The sequence below is a fragment of the Nocardia noduli genome, assembly GCF_019038455.1.
Classification (GTDB): Bacteria; Actinomycetota; Actinomycetes; order Mycobacteriales; family Mycobacteriaceae; genus Nocardia; species Nocardia noduli.
In genome coordinates this window covers 1-16,628 of sequence record NZ_JAFMPL010000105.1, presented here as the reverse complement: position 1 = coordinate 16,628, position 16,628 = coordinate 1, and the positions used below count along the sequence as shown (strand labels likewise).

Annotated in this window: 18 protein-coding genes and 1 pseudogene; 9 read left to right on the top strand and 10 right to left on the bottom strand. The window is 65.3% G+C overall.

All coding sequences use genetic code 11. From position 1 onward, the window contains the following. Positions 1-34: 34 nt before the first annotated feature. Positions 35-895 (bottom strand): helix-turn-helix transcriptional regulator, encoded by an 861-nt coding sequence (locus JZ792_RS34140; RefSeq protein WP_216917025.1) that lies wholly within the window; start codon positions 893-895, stop codon positions 35-37. Between the two features lie 161 nt (positions 896-1,056). Between JZ792_RS34140 and JZ792_RS34135 the strand changes: the two genes are divergently transcribed. The 4 genes and pseudogenes from JZ792_RS34135 to JZ792_RS34125 form a co-directional block, all read left to right on the top strand. Beyond that, positions 1,057-1,431 carry a nuclear transport factor 2 family protein gene (locus JZ792_RS34135; RefSeq protein ID WP_216917024.1) on the top strand — a complete coding sequence of 125 codons (375 nt, stop codon included), beginning with the start codon at positions 1,057-1,059 and terminating at the stop codon, positions 1,429-1,431. A gap of 47 nt (positions 1,432-1,478) precedes the next feature. Continuing rightward, positions 1,479-1,748, top strand: coding sequence for a putative antibiotic biosynthesis monooxygenase (locus JZ792_RS42395; protein WP_254190734.1), 270 nt, complete (start codon positions 1,479-1,481; stop codon positions 1,746-1,748). 56 nt (positions 1,749-1,804) lie between these two features. Further along, positions 1,805-3,070: an aspartate aminotransferase type Ic gene (locus tag JZ792_RS34130; protein WP_308165564.1), complete on the top strand. Its 1,266-nt coding sequence runs from the start codon at positions 1,805-1,807 to the stop codon at positions 3,068-3,070. A gap of 661 nt (positions 3,071-3,731) precedes the next feature. Next, positions 3,732-4,181, top strand: a pseudogene (locus JZ792_RS34125) (IS110 family transposase); the annotation flags it as partial. Between the two features lie 392 nt (positions 4,182-4,573). On the opposite strand, the gene JZ792_RS34120 reads toward JZ792_RS34125, so the two are convergent. Continuing rightward, positions 4,574-5,122, bottom strand: a complete 549-nt coding sequence (locus JZ792_RS34120; RefSeq protein ID WP_216917022.1) for a hypothetical protein — start codon at positions 5,120-5,122, stop codon at positions 4,574-4,576. Between the two features lie 920 nt (positions 5,123-6,042). Between JZ792_RS34120 and JZ792_RS34115 the strand changes: the two genes are divergently transcribed. From JZ792_RS34115 to JZ792_RS34105, 3 genes are read left to right on the top strand one after another with little or no spacing between them, the layout of a single operon-like run. Next, positions 6,043-6,216, top strand: coding sequence for a CsbD family protein (locus tag JZ792_RS34115; protein WP_216917021.1), 174 nt, complete (start codon positions 6,043-6,045; stop codon positions 6,214-6,216). A 58-nt stretch (positions 6,217-6,274) separates the two neighbouring features. Continuing rightward, a complete protein-coding gene (locus tag JZ792_RS34110; protein WP_216917020.1) occupies positions 6,275-6,430 on the top strand; it encodes a DUF6131 family protein in 156 nt (51 codons plus the stop codon). Positions 6,431-6,462: 32 nt separating this feature from the next. Further along, on the top strand, positions 6,463-6,861 hold the full coding sequence (locus JZ792_RS34105) for a hypothetical protein (RefSeq protein WP_216917019.1): 399 nt from the start codon (positions 6,463-6,465) through the stop codon (positions 6,859-6,861). Positions 6,862-6,911: 50 nt separating this feature from the next. On the opposite strand, the gene JZ792_RS34100 is transcribed toward JZ792_RS34105, so the two are convergent. The 7 genes from JZ792_RS34100 to JZ792_RS34070 all read right to left on the bottom strand — a co-directional run bounded on the left by JZ792_RS34100 (position 6,912) and on the right by JZ792_RS34070 (position 14,068). Further along, entirely contained in the window at positions 6,912-8,420 is a 1,509-nt protein-coding gene (locus tag JZ792_RS34100) for a serine/threonine-protein kinase (protein WP_216917018.1), read from the bottom strand. 397 nt (positions 8,421-8,817) lie between these two features. Continuing rightward, on the bottom strand, positions 8,818-9,459 hold the full coding sequence (locus JZ792_RS34095; RefSeq protein WP_216917017.1) for an MmpS family transport accessory protein: 642 nt from the start codon (positions 9,457-9,459) through the stop codon (positions 8,818-8,820). A gap of 392 nt (positions 9,460-9,851) precedes the next feature. Next, the gene (locus tag JZ792_RS34090) at positions 9,852-10,496 is read right to left on the bottom strand and encodes a PAS and ANTAR domain-containing protein (protein ID WP_216917016.1); all 645 of its coding nucleotides are present in this window, start codon (positions 10,494-10,496) and stop codon (positions 9,852-9,854) included. Between the two features lie 743 nt (positions 10,497-11,239). Next, positions 11,240-11,557 (bottom strand): hypothetical protein, encoded by a 318-nt coding sequence (locus tag JZ792_RS34085; RefSeq protein WP_216917015.1) that lies wholly within the window; start codon positions 11,555-11,557, stop codon positions 11,240-11,242. 244 nt (positions 11,558-11,801) lie between these two features. Further along, entirely contained in the window at positions 11,802-12,299 is a 498-nt protein-coding gene (locus JZ792_RS34080; RefSeq protein WP_216917014.1) for a hypothetical protein, read from the bottom strand. A 437-nt stretch (positions 12,300-12,736) separates the two neighbouring features. After that, complete coding sequence (locus JZ792_RS34075) at positions 12,737-13,135, bottom strand: cofilin family protein (RefSeq protein ID WP_216917013.1); 399 nt, start codon at positions 13,133-13,135, stop codon at positions 12,737-12,739. A 198-nt stretch (positions 13,136-13,333) separates the two neighbouring features. Continuing rightward, positions 13,334-14,068 (bottom strand): IPT/TIG domain-containing protein, encoded by a 735-nt coding sequence (locus JZ792_RS34070; RefSeq protein ID WP_216917012.1) that lies wholly within the window; start codon positions 14,066-14,068, stop codon positions 13,334-13,336. A 565-nt stretch (positions 14,069-14,633) separates the two neighbouring features. On the opposite strand from JZ792_RS34070, the gene JZ792_RS34065 reads away from it, so the two are divergent. Next, positions 14,634-14,951: an ANTAR domain-containing protein gene (locus tag JZ792_RS34065; RefSeq protein WP_216917011.1), complete on the top strand. Its 318-nt coding sequence runs from the start codon at positions 14,634-14,636 to the stop codon at positions 14,949-14,951. Here JZ792_RS34065 and JZ792_RS34060 read toward each other — a convergent pair. Further along, on the bottom strand, positions 14,945-15,190 hold the full coding sequence (locus tag JZ792_RS34060) for a hypothetical protein (RefSeq protein ID WP_438804420.1): 246 nt from the start codon (positions 15,188-15,190) through the stop codon (positions 14,945-14,947). The genes JZ792_RS34065 and JZ792_RS34060 overlap by 7 nt on opposite strands. A 644-nt stretch (positions 15,191-15,834) precedes the next feature. Here JZ792_RS34060 and JZ792_RS34055 point away from each other — a divergent pair. Continuing rightward, positions 15,835-16,287, top strand: coding sequence for a response regulator (locus JZ792_RS34055; protein WP_216917010.1), 453 nt, complete (start codon positions 15,835-15,837; stop codon positions 16,285-16,287). Positions 16,288-16,628: the final 341 nt, after the last annotated feature.

Below are 16,628 nucleotides of genomic sequence, written 5' to 3'. Positions count from 1 at the left end.
GCAGGCCAGCAAGGACATGGGATTCACCGTCTGTCTATCGGACACTTCCCTCCTCGGCGGCGGTAGCGATCAGAGACAGCAGGGTAAGAGCGTCGTGGTCGGGGGTGCCGGGTGTTGCCTGGTAGATGGTCATACGCTGTCGGTCGATGCCGAGGTAGAGGGCTTCGTAGGTCAGGCTGAGGTCGCCGACCAGCGGGTGTTGGAACTGCTTGGTGCCGCCGCGCCGTGGCTTCACGTCGTAGTGCTCCCAGAGGCGGGCGAACTCGGGGCTGGCGGACGCCAGCTCGTCTGCGAGAGCGGTGAGGTCCTCGGCTCGAGGGTCGACGGCGAGCAGGCTGCGCAATTGGGCGGCGCCGCTGGTGGCCGCATCGTCCCAGTCGGTGAACAGGGTTTTCGCGCTGGGGTGGGTGAAGATGTAGCGCATGGTGTTGCGGCGGTGCTGCGGCCAATCGGTGATGCCGGCGAACAGAGCGAGGCCTTCGGGATTGGCGGCTAGGACGTCGCTGGTGCGGCTGAGCACGTAGGCGGGGAAGGGTCGCACGGTCTCAAGGAGCTGCACAATCCCTGCCCGGAGCTGGGGCGGCGGCTGAGGTGGCTGGGGCGGCACGCGCCCGGCGGCGTGATCGGCGAGAGCGTATAGGTGCGCAGCCTCCTCGGCGTTCAGGCGCAGTGCGCGGGCCAGCGCGTCCAAGATCGCGGTACTGGGGTTGGTCTCTTTCGCCTGCTCCAGCCGAATGTAGTAGTCGATGCTCACCCCGGCCAAGGCTGCGACCTCTTCTCTGCGCAGTCCAGAAATACGCCGCAAGCCGCTGCTGACGGGCAGGCCCACGTCGCCAGGTCGCAGCCGGGCACGGCGGGCGCGTAAGAATTCACCCAGCTCCTTGGAAGCACTCACGCTCCGAGTCTGCCAGCCCTCGGCTCATGTTCGGTGCCTGGTGGGTAGTCCTCTCGCTACCAGGAACAGCGCCACCTTCCACCAGTCGGCGGACGACGCGATCCTCATAACCGTCAGCCGTCAAACCGGCGGCGCATTCATGAGCATGTGAGAGGAAAACCATGTCCCAACCAGCGATGCCCGAGAACGCCGCCCGCTTCTTCAACGCTTCCCAGGCCGCGGACGCCCAAGCGTGGGCGCAGCCCCTGGCCGAGGACGCCATCGTCTACGACCCGGTCGGCACACCTGCGGTGCTCGGCCGCACGCAGATGCGGGAGCGGCTCTCGGGCTTCCTGCCGATGTTCACCACTTTCAGCGGCCTCACACCCACCGCGGCCCACACCTGCGGAGACAGCGTCGCGGTCACCTGGCAGGCAGGCGGTCTCACCACCAGCGGCCGCGCCATGAACTGGTCAGGGATCAGCGTTCTGCGACTGGGAGAAGACGGCCTGATCACCGAAGTGAACAACTTCTTCGACGCCTCGATCTTCGCGTGAACCCCGCCAACCAGCCTTTGGCCCATTCCCGAAAGAGCCATACTGCGATGAACACGGTGAACCCGTCCAAGCCACTGTCCACCCCGGCCGACCCGCCCACTCCCGGCGGCCGCCCTACGGCATGGAAGATGTGGCTGTTGACTGTCTGCGGCATCTACCCCATCATCACGGTTCTTGTGGTCCTCACCGAGCCATTGCTGGGCCACCTCGCACCGCCACTGCGGCTGGCCGTCCTCATCCCGATTGCCGTCGCGGCCATGACCTGGCTGGTCATGCCGGTCCTCACCCGTCGCTGTCACTCCTGGCTCACCAGGTGACCCGCGCCAGGAGTGACAGCGAGAGGACGGCGGGGGCGCCCGAGACGGCCCCGACCATCACGCAGTTGCTCGCCCAGCACGATCGTGCGCTGGGTGATCACGCGGCTCTGGTCAAACGCGGCCTGAAGCTGGACCTCACCCGTGGCAAGCCCTCCCCGGCTCAGCTCGACCTGTCCGGGAGGATGCTGGACCTGCCGCTCAGCGCTTTGGCCTGCGCAGACCAAACCGACCTGCGCAACTACGGCAGTCCAAGCGGCCTGCTCGAGCTACGGGAAATCTTCAGCAACGCATTCCAGGTGCCGACCACCCAACTGCTGGCAGCAGGTAACTCCAGTCTCGAACTCATGCACGACGCGATCGTCTTCGCGCTCCTCCGAGGCGTACCCGGCGGGGAAGGGCACTGGCTGGGGTACGGGAAGATCGCATTCCTGTGCCCGGTTCCCGGCTACGACCGGCACTTCGCCATTTGTGAGCGGTACGGCATCGAAATGATCCCAGTGGCGATGACCCCCGAGGGCCCCGACATGAACACAGTCGAGTCCTTGGTGGCCGAGGACCCCCGGATCAAGGGGATCTGGTGCGTGCCCAAATACAGCAACCCCGACGGGGCCGTCTACAGCGCCGACACCGTTCGTCGCCTGTCGGCCATGCCCACGGCAGCGGCCGACTTCCGGATCTTCTGGGACAACGCCTACGCCGTCCACCACCTCACCGACACCCCCGCCGAGATCGCCGACATCCTCGCGCTCTGCGCCGCGCACGGTAACCCCGAGCGTGCCCTGATCTTCGGCTCCACCTCCAAGATCACCATCGCGGGCGCGGGGGTTGCGTTCTTCGGATCCTCGGCGACCAACGTGGCGTGGTGGTTGGACTGTGCCGGCAAGCGGAGCATTGGACCCGACAAGATCAACCAGCTTCGGCACTCACAGTTCCTCCGCAACGCAGACGGGCTCGCCGAGCACATGCGCGACCACGCCGCCCTGATCCGCCCCAAGTTCGACCTGGTCGATAACATCCTCACCGCTGAACTCGGCGCCGCCGGGTTCGCCTCCTGGACCAACCCCGCCGGCGGCTACTACATCAGCTTGCAGGTGCCACACGGTTGCGCCCGCGACGTGGTAGCCAAGGTCCAAGAGGCCGGCATCGTTCTCACTCCGGCTGGGGCTGCCCATCCCTACGGGATCGATCCTCAGGACAGCACGATTCGGATCGCCCCGACCTATCCCGACGTCGAGGAGGTCGAGTTGGCCGTCAGAGCGCTTGCCACCTGCGTCCGTCTCGTCGGCACTCAGAAACTCTTCGCCGAAGCGTCTGCCCGATGAACAGCCAACGATAGGCTGGCCCTCGACGGCGAGTTGACCACAGGCGGCGGCGATTTCGCGGCCGTGGGTGTCGCGTTGTCTCACCCGCTGAGGGTGAGCCGATTGGTCATATTCAGCTTGACCTCGCCGTAGGGCAGGACGTGTCCCCAGAACAGCGGCGTCACCCGGCGTTTGTCGGCCGGTGATCTGCCACCGATGCCGAATCGGCTTCATCGGTGACCTGCACGTGCAGAAGAACCTTTGGGGCCAAGGCGTCGCCACCCGCGCCCTGGCCTACCTTCGTGCCCAGGTCCCGGGCTACGCCTGGCAGACCAGCCGTCAGCGACCTAATGCGAAGTCGTTCTGGCTGCTCGTCGCCGAACGAACCGACGGGAACTACGTCGACACCACACCCCAGCACACGTGCGAGCACCTGGCACAGTTCCGGCGTCGTGGTCCGCCCCGTTACCTTCTTCGTGGCTCTGAACAGGGCCACGGTCGCCAGGCCCGGTATGACTTCTTGCGGCGACACACCCCCCGGATCATGCGAGAGACAGGGGCGGCATCGACGGACCGCTGATAGGGACAGGGTCGAGGGTAGGTCTCTTCGTAACGTGGGTGCCGGGCGTCGACGCCGGATCGGGCGGCCGTCCAGGGTTCGATACGACGAAGGATCGACGACTTGGCACAGGCGTATGCCGTGTACTGCGGCGTTGATGTCGGTAAGGGCGAACATCACGCGGTCGGGCTCGATGCGGCGGGAAAACGATTGCACGACCGGGCATTACCGAACGACGAGACCAAGTTGCGCGCGGTCTTCGATCGACTCGCCACCCACGGTCGGCTGCTGATCGTGGTCGACCAGCCCAACACCATCGGAGCTCTACCGGTCACCGTCGCCCGCGCCTGCGGCCACGACGTCGCATACCTGCCCGGCCTGGCGATGCGTCGTATCGCTGACCTCTACCCAGGCCAAGCCAAGACCGACGCCCGTGACGCGTTCATCATCGCCGACGCCGCCCGCACCATGCCGCATGCGCTGCGCCGGGTCGACGTCGGCGACGAAGCCCTGACCGAACTCGGTGTCCTGGTCGGCTACGACGACGATCTGGCCGGAGAAGCCACCCGCTCAGCGGTGGCGCACGCCTTCTTCGGCGTGCGCGGAGCGGGTTCGGCTCAGCGGTTGGACTGCCGGGTGGAACTCACCTGGCTCTATGGTCGCGGCCGTTGGTGGGACACCTACCTGTCGGGCACCCGCAGCCAGCTCGGTGCCGCGCTCGACGAGCTGGCGGTACGCATCGGTGTGGACCCGTTGACCCACAGCATGGCGACAGCGGATCCGCAGGTCGTGATCGCCTACGAGCTGGCCGTCTCCGAGCGCGGCCGCCTACTGTTGCGGTTCAGCCTGCGCCCGCCGTTGCTGGAGCTGCCCGAGCAACTGCGTATCCACGTTGCCGAGGTCAGGACAGCCCACCGCCTGTCCCTTCGGCCGTAACCCGATCCAAGACGTCGTCCTGGATCGGGTTACGGCACCGGGTTCGTCGGTGGGCGTGGGGGCCGGTCCGCGAGGACGGCGCGTATTTTTTGGATCTCGCGGTCGAACAGGTCGCGAAGGTCGATGCGTCGAATCGGATCGGGGAGATATCGTTTGAGCTGGCCGATCGCGATGTCGAGTGTCGGGGGTGGTGTAGCCATTCGATCGAGGATCTCGAGACGCTCGGCGAGTTCGGCGAAGAATTCGTCGGCACCACTGATGTCGATGACGATGCCCTGGCGAGACCTCACCAGGTGATCGGCTGCGTCGCCGAGTGGACCACGGGCGGTCCAGTAGAGCGGATAGCGTCGCGACGGCGCTCGAGTGATCGCATCCACTAAAGCTTTGTCCCAGTCAGCGGACCAACCGCAGGTGACAAGCCCGTACTCATCGAGGATCTGATCGAGCAGGACGTCGAGGTCATCGTGGTAGGCAGCGAGCTCTGCTTCGGTGTTGAGTTGGTCGATTCGGGTGTAGTCGCCGTGGACTTTGACGATGGTGCAGTCGGCGTGGCGGAGGGGCTCGGAGCCGTGGATCATCGCGGGGCTGGCGATGACTTGATACGGGATGCCGACACTGTCGAGTGCCTTTTCGGTCAGATCGTCGAAAGTTGGTGGTGACGATGACCCGAACGGTGCCCCGTTTCACCAAACGGGCGATCGCATGATGTGCCGGTGTCGGGACTTTCCTGCCCGACCCCAGGTCCTCTTCGGTAGGGACGAAGAAGGGCTTGAGGAGGTTCTTTCGATCGGCGGCAGACATGCCGCTCGCCTCGAGAGCAGCGCTGTATCCGAGGTCGACCGCCGGATAAGCAGCTTTCCACCAGCGTTCGACGTCGAAGTCGGACGGCACCGGATCACCGAGGGCGAGTGCAGCCATACGTTCGACGATGGCCCTGGTGATGTCCCATCCTGTGCCGACGCCCGAACTTCGCGATACGCCCGACCCCAAGACAAGGGCGTAGACCCCAGGACTGGCGTGAAGGGACAACGCCAACATTGTGGTGGCGTCGTAGGGCGAAGGAGGGCGCGTAGCGGACATCTCGGCCACGGTATTCGCTCGGCAACGCTGCTGGCCGTGCGAAACGCTGACAATCTGGTCCTCATCGTTCACCAGCTACCTGGCCCGATATCGCGGCGAAATGCTAACCGAGGTCGAACCACCTGTTCTGATGAAATCAATCCAACTGACACTCCGATGTCGCGCGCATGGTGCCACTTTCATGGCGCCTCGCCCGTATCCGTGGTCCGGCTGCTGTGGAATTGGTCTGTTGTGCCGACGCATTGACGTACAGCGTCCAACGGAGTTCACTGAATCCACAGGAAGTAGCTGGTCAGGCGCTTGAGACGGCACCGATCGAGGTGTGGAACTCAGACGCAATGCTCGTTTCAGCAGGCTGCACATCGACGAACGATCACGTCCTACCTACCTGACCGATAGGTCGGCGAGGAGAACCGGAATGAGTATCGCCGAGAAACTCGCTTACAAAGTCGAAGCTGTCGGGGGCAGCGCGAAGAGAAAGCTTGGTGGGCTCACCGGCGATACCCGGCTGAGGGTACGGGGCCGCGGCGAACAGATCGCGGGCAATACCAAACTAGCGGCAGTCAAGTTCAGGGATGCTTTCAAACACTGACCCCGGCTCATCCGAGCCCGGAGTCCTCCAGCTCATTCCTCGAAGTGAAGGAGGCGTCGTGATCATTCTCGGAATCATTCTGCTCGTCGTGGGATTTCTTCTCGATATCCCGATTCTGTGGACCATCGGGCTCGTCGTCCTGGTCGTCGGCTTGGTGCTGTTGTTGCTTGGGTCGATGGGCCGCGCCGTCGGGGGTCGTCGCCACTACTACTGACCTGTCCGCCCTCTCGCTTATGGGAGTCGAAGATGTCCACCAGCACCATCGTTTGGATCATCGTCATCGCGGTCGTCGTCGTCGCGCTGTTGGCGGCGCTGGGATTGGCCTTGCGGCGCAAACGTATCGAAGCGCGCCGTGTCGAAGCCGAGCAGATCCGCGCTGACACCGTCGCACAGTCTCGGCAGGTCCGCCAACGAGAGGCACTCGCCGAGGAGACCGCGGCGAAAGCGCGCGCCGCCGCTGCCGAGGCCGACGCGAAAGCCGCTCACGCCACCGGATTGGAACAGCGAGCCTCCGAACACCGCAGTGTGGCGGCGTCCTCGCGCGAGGCGCTGGACCGGGAACGCGAGCGTGCCGACCACCTCGACCCTGACTCGACGAGAACCTACGATCCGCAGGATCGGCCTAGGAGCAATCCCACCACGTAACGCGGCAACAGCACCCCCGCACCCGAGCCCGAGCCCGCTGGGCGTGAGCGTTACTTGTCGGGCTTGCGCGGCTTGTCCTTGTCCTTGGGTTTGTTGCCGGGGCCGGAATTGCCGGGACCGGCGTCGTTCGCGGTCCCCGGGCTGGAGCTGTGGTTCGCACTCTCGGATTCCTCGGTCGTCGGATCGACCGGAACTGGCGGTGGCAGCTGTGTCCACAAGGCGTTGCTACCGAATCCGGTGCAGTTCAGCGATACGCCTTCGCTGTCGATTCCGGTATTTTGCACGGCCGGATCGCATTGTTGCCCAGCCACCGGGGCAGCGCCCCTCGGCGCCACAGGGTCTGGCAGCGCAGGGGGTAGTGAAGGCGCGATCGTGGTGGTGGCAGGTATAGCCGCGTCGGTTTCCGCAGCGCCAGGTCTGTCGAGATAGAGCGCGCCAGCGATCACCGCGCAGAGCCCTGCCGCGGCCACGAACGCAACCCGCGGCCCGACCCTCATTGAGGTGACCGGTCGCGGGCGGCTGAACTGTCGCGGCGACAGCGCAGGGACTGAGCGCACGTGTCCCACTGCCTGCTCGGCCAGCGGCGCTACCGGAGTTCGCGTGGGATCATCGGTGCGCGTGGTGGGCGGTGCGCTGTATGCGAGCGACGCGTGGTGAGTTCGCTGGTTCGGAACCGTCGTACCGGTCGGCGCCGAAGAAGTGATGATGGGGACCGTCGCGGGCGTGGTGTCGACTGTGGGCATGTCCCGCGTCGTCACCGCGGCGTAGGCAGCGGCCGCGAACTCACCGGCGCTGGACCAGCGACGGCTCGGATCTTTGGCCATGGCACGAGCGATGACCGCGTCCAGTTCCGCAGGCACAGCCGCGACCAGGTCGCTGACCGCCGGTGGCGCTGTCATCAAGTGCGCGCGTACCTGTTGGGGCGCGTCCCCGTCGCCGAAGGGGCGCTGCCCGGTGAGTAGTTCGTAGAGCACACACGCCAGGGAGTATTGATCCGACCGTGCGTCGGCGGTACCGGTGAACCGCTCCGGTGCCACGTATCCGAGGGTGCCGACCATGTGGCCGGTAGCGGTGATCGGGGGCTGCCCGACACGGCTGGCGATACCGAAATCGATCAGATACACCATCCCGGTCGGTGTCACCATCAGGTTCGACGGTTTGACGTCGCGGTGCACCAGACCGATCCGATGCGCGGCATCCAACGCCGCAGCGGCCTGGGTAATGACGCGAACCGCCGGTTCGGGAGCCAGCCGGATCTCGCGACGCAACAACGCGGCACCATCGATTCCCTCGATGAGCTCCATGTCCAGATACAAGCGGCCGTCCAACTGACCGAAACTATGAACCCGCACAGTGTGCGGACCGCGCAGCTGCGCGGCCAAGCGGGCCTCCCGGGTGAAACGCTGCCGAAAAGCGGGGTCGGCGGCAGCCTCGACCGCGAGCACCTTCAGCGCTACCTCCCGCTCGGTGCAGGTGTCGTAGGCGCGCCAGACCCGGCCCGACGCGCCGCTGCCGAGAAGGCACTGTAGGCGGTAGTGGCCCAAGCACATATCGCCCATGTCCGAACCTCCCGCTGAGCGCTGATCCACCGGAGGTGGCCTACCCGGAATCCGCGCGAGCATGCACAGCGCGAACAACCACGGTCAGTTCACAGAACCGGCACGATTTCCGCCTGCTCGTCCTGCCGCGGGAGGCAGAGTCTCGGCACGCAGGCCGATCAGAGATCTGGCACGCTCCGACCCGACCAAGGGGTCACGCATCGCCTCCGGGGTCGTCGGTGCGACCAGCGCGGGACCGACTGCTGGTGCGGGCTTCGGCGATGCGATGCCCAGGACGACATCCCGCTACTCGACCACCCGACGCGATCCGGTTTCCACCGGCCGAATCCGTTTCTGACCGCCGGTAAGACCCGGTCTTGGCGGTCAGAGATCATTCGGATCGTCGGCGGGGTGGTGGTTACTCGCCTGCTGCTCCGCTGCACGAGACCACGGCGTAGGGGCCGGTGGAGGTTTGCTCGGCGATCGTCTTGTCGCCTTCGCGGATCTTGCAGCTGATGGTCGTTGCTCCCTGGTCTGCCTGAGCGGTCAGAGAAACGGTTTTGAAGAAACCGGTGACGGTGACCTGTTTGGTCCAGGGCAACTGCTGCTCGTTGGCCTGCTCGGTGTTGATGCCGTCGCCGCCGCTGCTGTAGGAGATGGTCCCCGCGCGTGGCGCGTCGCTGGTGACCTCGTAGGTGATCGCGATTTCCTCTTTGGCCTCGTTGTCGATTTCATTGGCGATACCGCCGAAGAAGGCGAAACATCCCCCACACAACAGGAGAAACGCCACCACGATGCCGCCCAGGATCCACGGCCATTTCGCCTTCTTCTTCGGCGGCTGCGGATAGTAGCCCGGCGCAGGAGCGCCCGCATAGGACGGTGGCGGCTGATTTCCCTGCTGATATCGGCCCGGGCCTGCGGGTTGTTGTCCCTGCCAGGGATTTCCCTCAGGGTTTCGGGAGGGTATTGCGGGGGGTTCGGCATGGTCTTCTCCTCCGTGAAGGATCGGATGCTGCGGTGGGCGGTTGGAGTTACTGAGCACGAGGAACGCGCCGGACATCTCGTGGAGGCGGTTGACCGGAAGCCGGCGGGTAGCGCGCGCCGAAGTGGTGTGCCTTGCCCGCCGACTCCTGTGTCAGTGCTGGACCGAGTAGGTCTGTCGGGGCGGCGGTCAGCTGAGGCCGAAGCCCAGTCCGAACGTCACCGCCAGCCACTTCAGGAACAGGCCGAAGTCGACCCCGAAATCAAGTCCGAAGGAACCCATGGGTCTCACCTCCTTCCGGGATCGCGAACCCCCGGGCACAGTCTTCATCGCTGGTCAGAGCATTTTCGCTACAGCAGTCAGCGTCGATCGGTGCCGAGCAGGTCACGGTCACGGGGTCCGGTCGAAACCGTCCGGCCCGCTGAAACGGCCGACTCTGCGACAGCATTCGGGCCGCCCGCGGGGACGGTTCAGGGGGTTTCGTGTGCGGTGAGCAGGAGGTGGTCCAGCCGTGTGCGGGTGTGGGTGTCGGCGCCGCCGAAGGTCGACAGTCCGGCGATGAGTCTCTCGGCCAGGACCCGCAACTTGGTGTTGGTTTCCTGGGACCGCCACCGCAGCACAGCGAATGCCTGTTCGGTGGTGATGCCGTAGACCACCATCAACACGCCTTTGGCGACGTCGATGACCTCGCGTGAAGCCAGGATCTCGGGCAGTTGCGCGTCGAGGGTTTCGCGGCGGTCGGCGGCGATGGTGTCGGTGAGATCGACGTAGTAACCGGTGGAGCCGACGACGGTGCCGTCGGGGTCGTGGAGTTGATCGCCGACGACCAGGACGTGGTGGATGCGGCCGGTGGTGTCGATGATGCGGTGACGACTCGAGAACGGCAGCCCGATCCGTAGCACGGTCTCGATGGTGTCGGCGACCTCGTCACGATCCTCGGGATGCTTGTGCGACAGCAGCAGTTTCGTGGTCGGCTCGACCTGATCAGGTGCGTAGCCGTGTAGGGCGGCGACCTCGTCGGACCACTCCCAGCGCTGGTCGGCGAACCAGAACCGGAAACTGCCCGTCACCCCGGCAAGCGCCTCAGCCCCTGGCTTGATGTTGTTCTCGTGCACGCACCAATTATTTCCGCTCCGCGCTCGCTGTAACACGCCGCGGTCGATCCGACGCAGATCACTCAGCGGGACAGGAGTGGGTCGTCCGGATCGATCCGCCGGTACCCGATGCGGACACCGTGCCAGGTCAACAGCACCTGCACCCACTGTTGATCGGCCCAGACCTGCGGGTCGTCGGGGTCGAGCCGGCGTCGATCAAGGCTTGGCGATCCAGCGAATCGTCGTTGTTCACGATGTTGATTCGATCCCGCCCTCTACCTGGGGCGGTCCCGCATCCGACACAGATCGCAGAGTCTCCTACCGGTCGGCGGCGACGTAGTTGGCGGGCTCCGGCCATGACCCCTGGACCCAACAGGATTGGGTCCAGGGATGGGAGAGGTTTGGCCCCGTCGGACAGGTTAGGGGGATGTGGTCCGGCGGGGGTCTGGTGGTCAGCCGATGCCGAGGTTGATGCCGAACATCACCTGTAGCCAGCGGGTGACGACAATGAGGCCGGTTCCGAAGTCGAGTCCGAAGGAACCCATGGTTCTCATCTCCTTCGAGAGGGATTCTCTTGTACTGTTCCCCGACTTGCTGGCTGGATACCCAGAGTGAGTCCTGCGCAATCAATAATCTATGAGAATTTCTGTTTCCGCTGGCCGTCCCTGTCTCATGCCGGGAATCGGGCCGCCGGACCGCGTTTGCTGAGCGTGCGCGGTGGCGAGACGGGCATCGCATGTTGGTGCACTGGCCCCGGTGGGTTGTTATTGCGTTTGGTAGGTGCGGATGTCGTGGGCGTGGGTCCGCATCACGGCGGTGAAGTCGGTGAGGTCGACGGTTTCGCTGCGGTGCTGGATCATCGCCTGCGATGTCCAGACTTGCAGGCTGTAGTGGATGCGGGCGCTGTCGAAACGGGACATGATCCGCACCAGCGGGTCAATTCTCACGCGCAGGGCGAGTTCGTCGAGCGCGGCGGCGACCTGGAAGCCGGTGCCGCGGTGGCGGGTGCGCCACCAGCAGGCGCGACTGGGCGGCCAGCTCAGATCCACCGTGCAACTCAGTTGCGACGCAGCTTTTCGCACCAGGCATTTCACCGTGCCCCAGCCTGGTGATGAACGTGGGGCCGGTCGGCGCGGCGATTCGTCAGGCAGCCATGCCGACCGCAGAGTCGACGGGTGCTCGTCCGGCTGGACGGACCCGAAACTGAACAACCCAGCCGGACGAGCGAGCCCCGCGTGCGACAAGCCCACGCCGGACATCTGGGAGCGAGGCGTTGTTCGCGGCGCCACCACGCTCCCGGATCAGTCCTACCCGCAACCTGTGCGGTCAATCCTGAGTCGGGTTCGCGCTGTCGGGAACGGTCGGGGCGCGGATGGGATCGGTGCGAGGCCCGAGGGGGGCGGCGGTGTGGTCGATGTTGCGGGTGAACCAGTTCAAGGTGTCCTGGCCGGTGATGCCGAGCGCGGCGCCGAGGGCTTTCCAGGGGTGCCCGGCCTGGCGGGCGTAGTCGATGACGCCGCGTTGCCCTGTGAGGCCCTCGGTCAAACGGCGGTTGGCCTCCAATGCCTGGATCTCGGTGACCTGCGCGTGGCGGGCCAAAGTCTTGCGCAGCGTGACACGGGGTTGGGTGGGGTCGAATCCGTAGCCGCGGTCGAGTTCGCCGCGGTCGAGCCGGGTGAGGGGCTCGCGCAGGAAGTGGGTGTGGTGGAAGGTGTTCCACACCGCGTACAAGCCGTGATCGTCAGCCTCGGTCAGGATCGCGGCCACATCCACACCGGCGGGCGGGGTGCGCTCTGCGGTGAGGTCGAACCGCGGATATCCCATACACCCGTTCCCTGGGCCGAGGCGGGCCGTCGGGACCTGACGCCCAGCCCGGTCTCGACGGCCCGCCGTTTCACCACCCTGACGAGGCGCAGCCCCGCATCTCTCCTGTGCGGGGCTGCACCCGCAGGTGATTCGGAATCGCGCCCGTGGTGGATGAGAAATCGATCGGGCACAATCCTTCCAGCCTGATTCCAGCCAAAGGCTCCGAGCACTTCATCGAGAATCTGAGGGCGGGGGCGAGACGAAAACGCGGCGGGCCCGCCCGGGGTGGAGCCGACGGGCACCCCGGGCGGGCCCTCGGGCTCCCAGCCCTGTGCCACAGCAGATTCCGACGCGGAGCTCTACCGTGACACCGGCCAGACGATACCGACACCGAGCCTCCCCATCGGGCAGTCAGCGGTGGCGCCGGTGTGTCGAAACAGGCCAGGGTGTTGGCTTCAGGTGGTGTGGGTGAACAGGGCGGCATAAGAGAGTTCGGTGCGGTCCTCGACGTCGATGGTGAGGTCGATACCGGGCAGCTCGGCACGGAGCACGCGGGTCGCCGCGGTGTAGAGCAGGCGTTCTTTGATCGTGGCCCTCTCGGGCAGCCACGTGATCAACGCCAGACCACCGCGCGGGGTGTCGGTGAAGTCGTAGAGCACCCACCGGCATCGTGTTTCGGGCAGTTCCTGGAGCACTTGCCCGTGATCGTTGCCGATACCGCTGCTGTCGACCTCGATACGGTGCTCATCGCTCAGGCGCAACAGCAGATACCGGTGCCGCTGCCCGGATTGCACATCGCGGCAGGCATCCAGTACTTCCCGGCTCAGCGTCGCCGCCACCGATCCCACTCTCACCGTCCTGCCTCCTGCTGAACCCGGAAAATAGCCGACAAGCTGCATGTTTACCCCACCCAACAGAATCAGTGCGGTGTTGAGCGGGCACCGGAGTGTCGCCGCAGCGGATGCTTCCAGCACAACTGGAGCGCCCGCTGCGGCGACCGGCCCGGGCCGTCGGTGCCACTCCGACGACCCGAGCCTCCCCTCCCCCGGGGATCAGAGGTAGGTGTAGGCCACGGCAGCGCCCGCACCCCCGTTACCCTCGACGCTCACCTGCACCGTTCCCGACCCGGGCGGGGCGATCGCCGTGATCTGAGTAGCCGAATCGACCGTGAACGAAGTCGCCGTCGACCCGAAGCGCACCGTCAACGGCCCGGTGAAATCCGTGCCGGTGATCACGACGCTGTTGAACCCCGCCGCCGGACCCGAGGCCGGAGCCACAGCGGTGACATCGGGCACGACCACGTACACGAACGACACCCCGGAACTGGTGCCACCCGGCGCGGTCACGGTGACCACAACGATCCCGGTACCCGCCGGAGCGACCGCGGTGATCTGGGTGTCGGAGTCGACGGTGAACGAGGTCGCCGCCACACCACCGAAGGACACCGCGGTGACATCGGACAGGCCGGTGCCGGTCAGTACCACGGTGGTCCCGCCCGCGGTCGATCCCTGCCCCGGCGTGATACCGGTGAGCGAGGGAACCGCCAGATACTCGTAATCGACCCCGTTACTCGCGCCGGTGGCGTCGGTGACGGTCACCTGCACCGTCCCCACCGCCCCGCCTGGGGCGATCGCGGTGATCTGGGTGGCCGAATCGAGGGTGAAAGTGGTTGCGGTAGACCCGAACCGCACCGTGGTCGGTCCCCCGAACCCGGTACCGGTGATGACCACACTCGTGCCGCCGGTCGACGGACCCGCCGCGGGTGCGATGGATGTGATGGTAGGCATGACGCCCTCCCCCTGATTGATTGTGTCGATGTGGAACTGGACTCCCCGAACCCGAAAGCGCCTGTGTGCTCAGCGGTTTCCGGTATCTCCATTAACCTCCCGAATCCAGCGTTCGGCCAGCGAATTCCGGTCACGGTTTCACCCGTTATCACATTGTTGCTACGACCCCCGCCGGTTCGACTCAGTCGTTATCATTGTCTATGACAAGCCTTGCCTACCAATAGATTTCGTAGTGAAACTAGCTACGAAACCCTTTAGCTGAAAAGTCGCCTCAAGAGGGGAGCATCCCCTGGATTCCTTGCCGTATCCCTGTCGTCGACGCCCCACCGACGCTTCGGAGGTGCCCGGCGGTACGGTCTACGACCGATAAGAAGGGGTGCGGTATCGACACCCATAGCGCCACTGGGTCGAGTAGTGAGTAACGAACCCGCGCGGCAGTAAATGGATTACGGAGCCGCAGTGGCGGGCGTACCTGGGGGTGCCGCCCGAGGAGTCCTCACCGAGTTGAGAACCTAGGCCCTGGTCAGTCGGGTTCGACTCCGACGAGGGTGGGTAGGTGCGAGGGATGGACGACACGACACCACCCGCCGGCATCCCGGCCGATCCCGCCGTGGTCGCCGCCGCGCGAGAGACCATCGAGCAGGCCAAGGGCACGGTAATGCTCGTCTACAGCGTCGACGCCGATCACGCCTTCGCGATCCTGCGCGAAACCTCACAAGCCCTCAACATCAAACTGCGCGCCATCGCGGCCGCGGTCGTAGCCGAACTCCCCGAGACCGGAGGGCACGAGGACCTCGACACGCTACGACAGGGCCTGGACCGAGTGTTGTTCGGCACCGACGCACACACCCCCACCCCTGAATCGGGGATGCCGGGTCAATGACCCAGGTCGGGCGGATTCTGTCGGGTCAGTTCGGCGTTGAGTTCCACGGCCTCAGCCAACTGGTCCTCCAACACGATGATCCGGCACGCCGCTTCCAATGATGGGCCCTGGTCGGCAAGTTCGCGGGCGCGCGGCCAGACGTAGTTGGTAGCGGGAGTAGCGGCGGTGCCCGCCCTCGCAGCGTTGCGGGGCCAGTAGTTCGGCGGCACCGAGGCTGCACAGGAACGCCGCGATGACACCGAGGATCTCCGCGGCCCTGCCCATGCGGTAGGCGGGATAGTGCTCGTCATCGAGCCGATCAGCAGCCGTCGCGCCGCTGTCGGGTTTCGGGTTCGCTGGGTCCACAACACCTCTCGGATTTCAAAGCCCATGGGCCCCGGCGCACAGCGCCGGGGCCCATGAACTATCGAGAGGGGATTCAGGTTTTGCTCTGTTCGCCGACCGGACGGGTCGGCGTCGAACAAGGCGCCCGATCCTCGGGCACGGAAGAGTCGAGTAACTGGTGCAGTAAGCCACCTCCCTGATCGAACCAACCTGCGTCTACGGGGTATTTCCTCATCCCCTCCGGCGGTCCGGCCGAGTGCACCGGATTCTCTTCTCCGCCGCAGGAGACGGTCGAACATTTGAGTCTTCCGGGCAGTTCACCTGCCCGGCCATTCGGCCTTTTCATCTGCAACGACAGCGACATTAACCCCTACCCGCCACAATGTCTACCCCCACCGCTACAGATTTTTTCCGACTACTGCGCCCGTTTATCTCCGGACATGCTCGGGTACTTCCGGCTCCATCTACGGGAAGGACACCGAACGATGCGGTACACACAGCAACACTCTTCGTGTCACGATGGACCCGTGATCAGCGGGATGGAACGACGCGCGCCGGGATGGTCGCCGTGAGGACTCCCGCACCTCCGATCGTCATCCTGCTCGGCGAGGACGACCCGGGCGATGAGTTGATGACCCTGGAAGCGTTCGCCGACAACATCCACGAGAGCATCGTGCACGTGGTGCGCGACGGTGAACGGGCCCTGGACTTCCTGTTCCGCCGCGGCGAGTACAGCCAGGCGCCACGCCCGGACCTGGCACTGCTGGACCTGAACCCGCCCAAATACGGTGGCAGCCAAATCCTGACCCGCATCCGCGCCGACGACCACCTGGCCAATCTGGCCGTGATCATCCTGACCACCTCCTCGGCCGAGGAAGACGTCATGAGCAGCTACCGACTGCACGCCAACGCCTACGTCACCAAACCAGTAGACCCGCAACAGTTCACCGACGCCATCAACCAGATCGACGCCTTCTTCACCAACACCGTGCACCTACCACCACACACATAGGCACCCAGCAGAGAGCAGACCCGCTCGTCGACCTGTCGAGAATCGTTCGGTTCTCGGACCTCCGCCCACGATGACGGAATCGTTGGCCCGCCCAACCCTAGCCGCGACCGAGTGCTCGCCGACATCGGAGCGCGGCTACACCGCGCCGACGCCAATCTGCCCGCACCGCTCAGCAGCGATGCCCCGCAGGCGAATTGCGCGCTCAATCTCACCTGATCGCTCGGCGCCTCTCTGACTATTCCCAGAGGAAGCTAGCTGACATCGAGATGTCGCTCGCTGTTGACACTTTCGTGTCGCCTCCCAGATTCGATTCTGGCCGCCGATAACGCACTGTTCTCGGA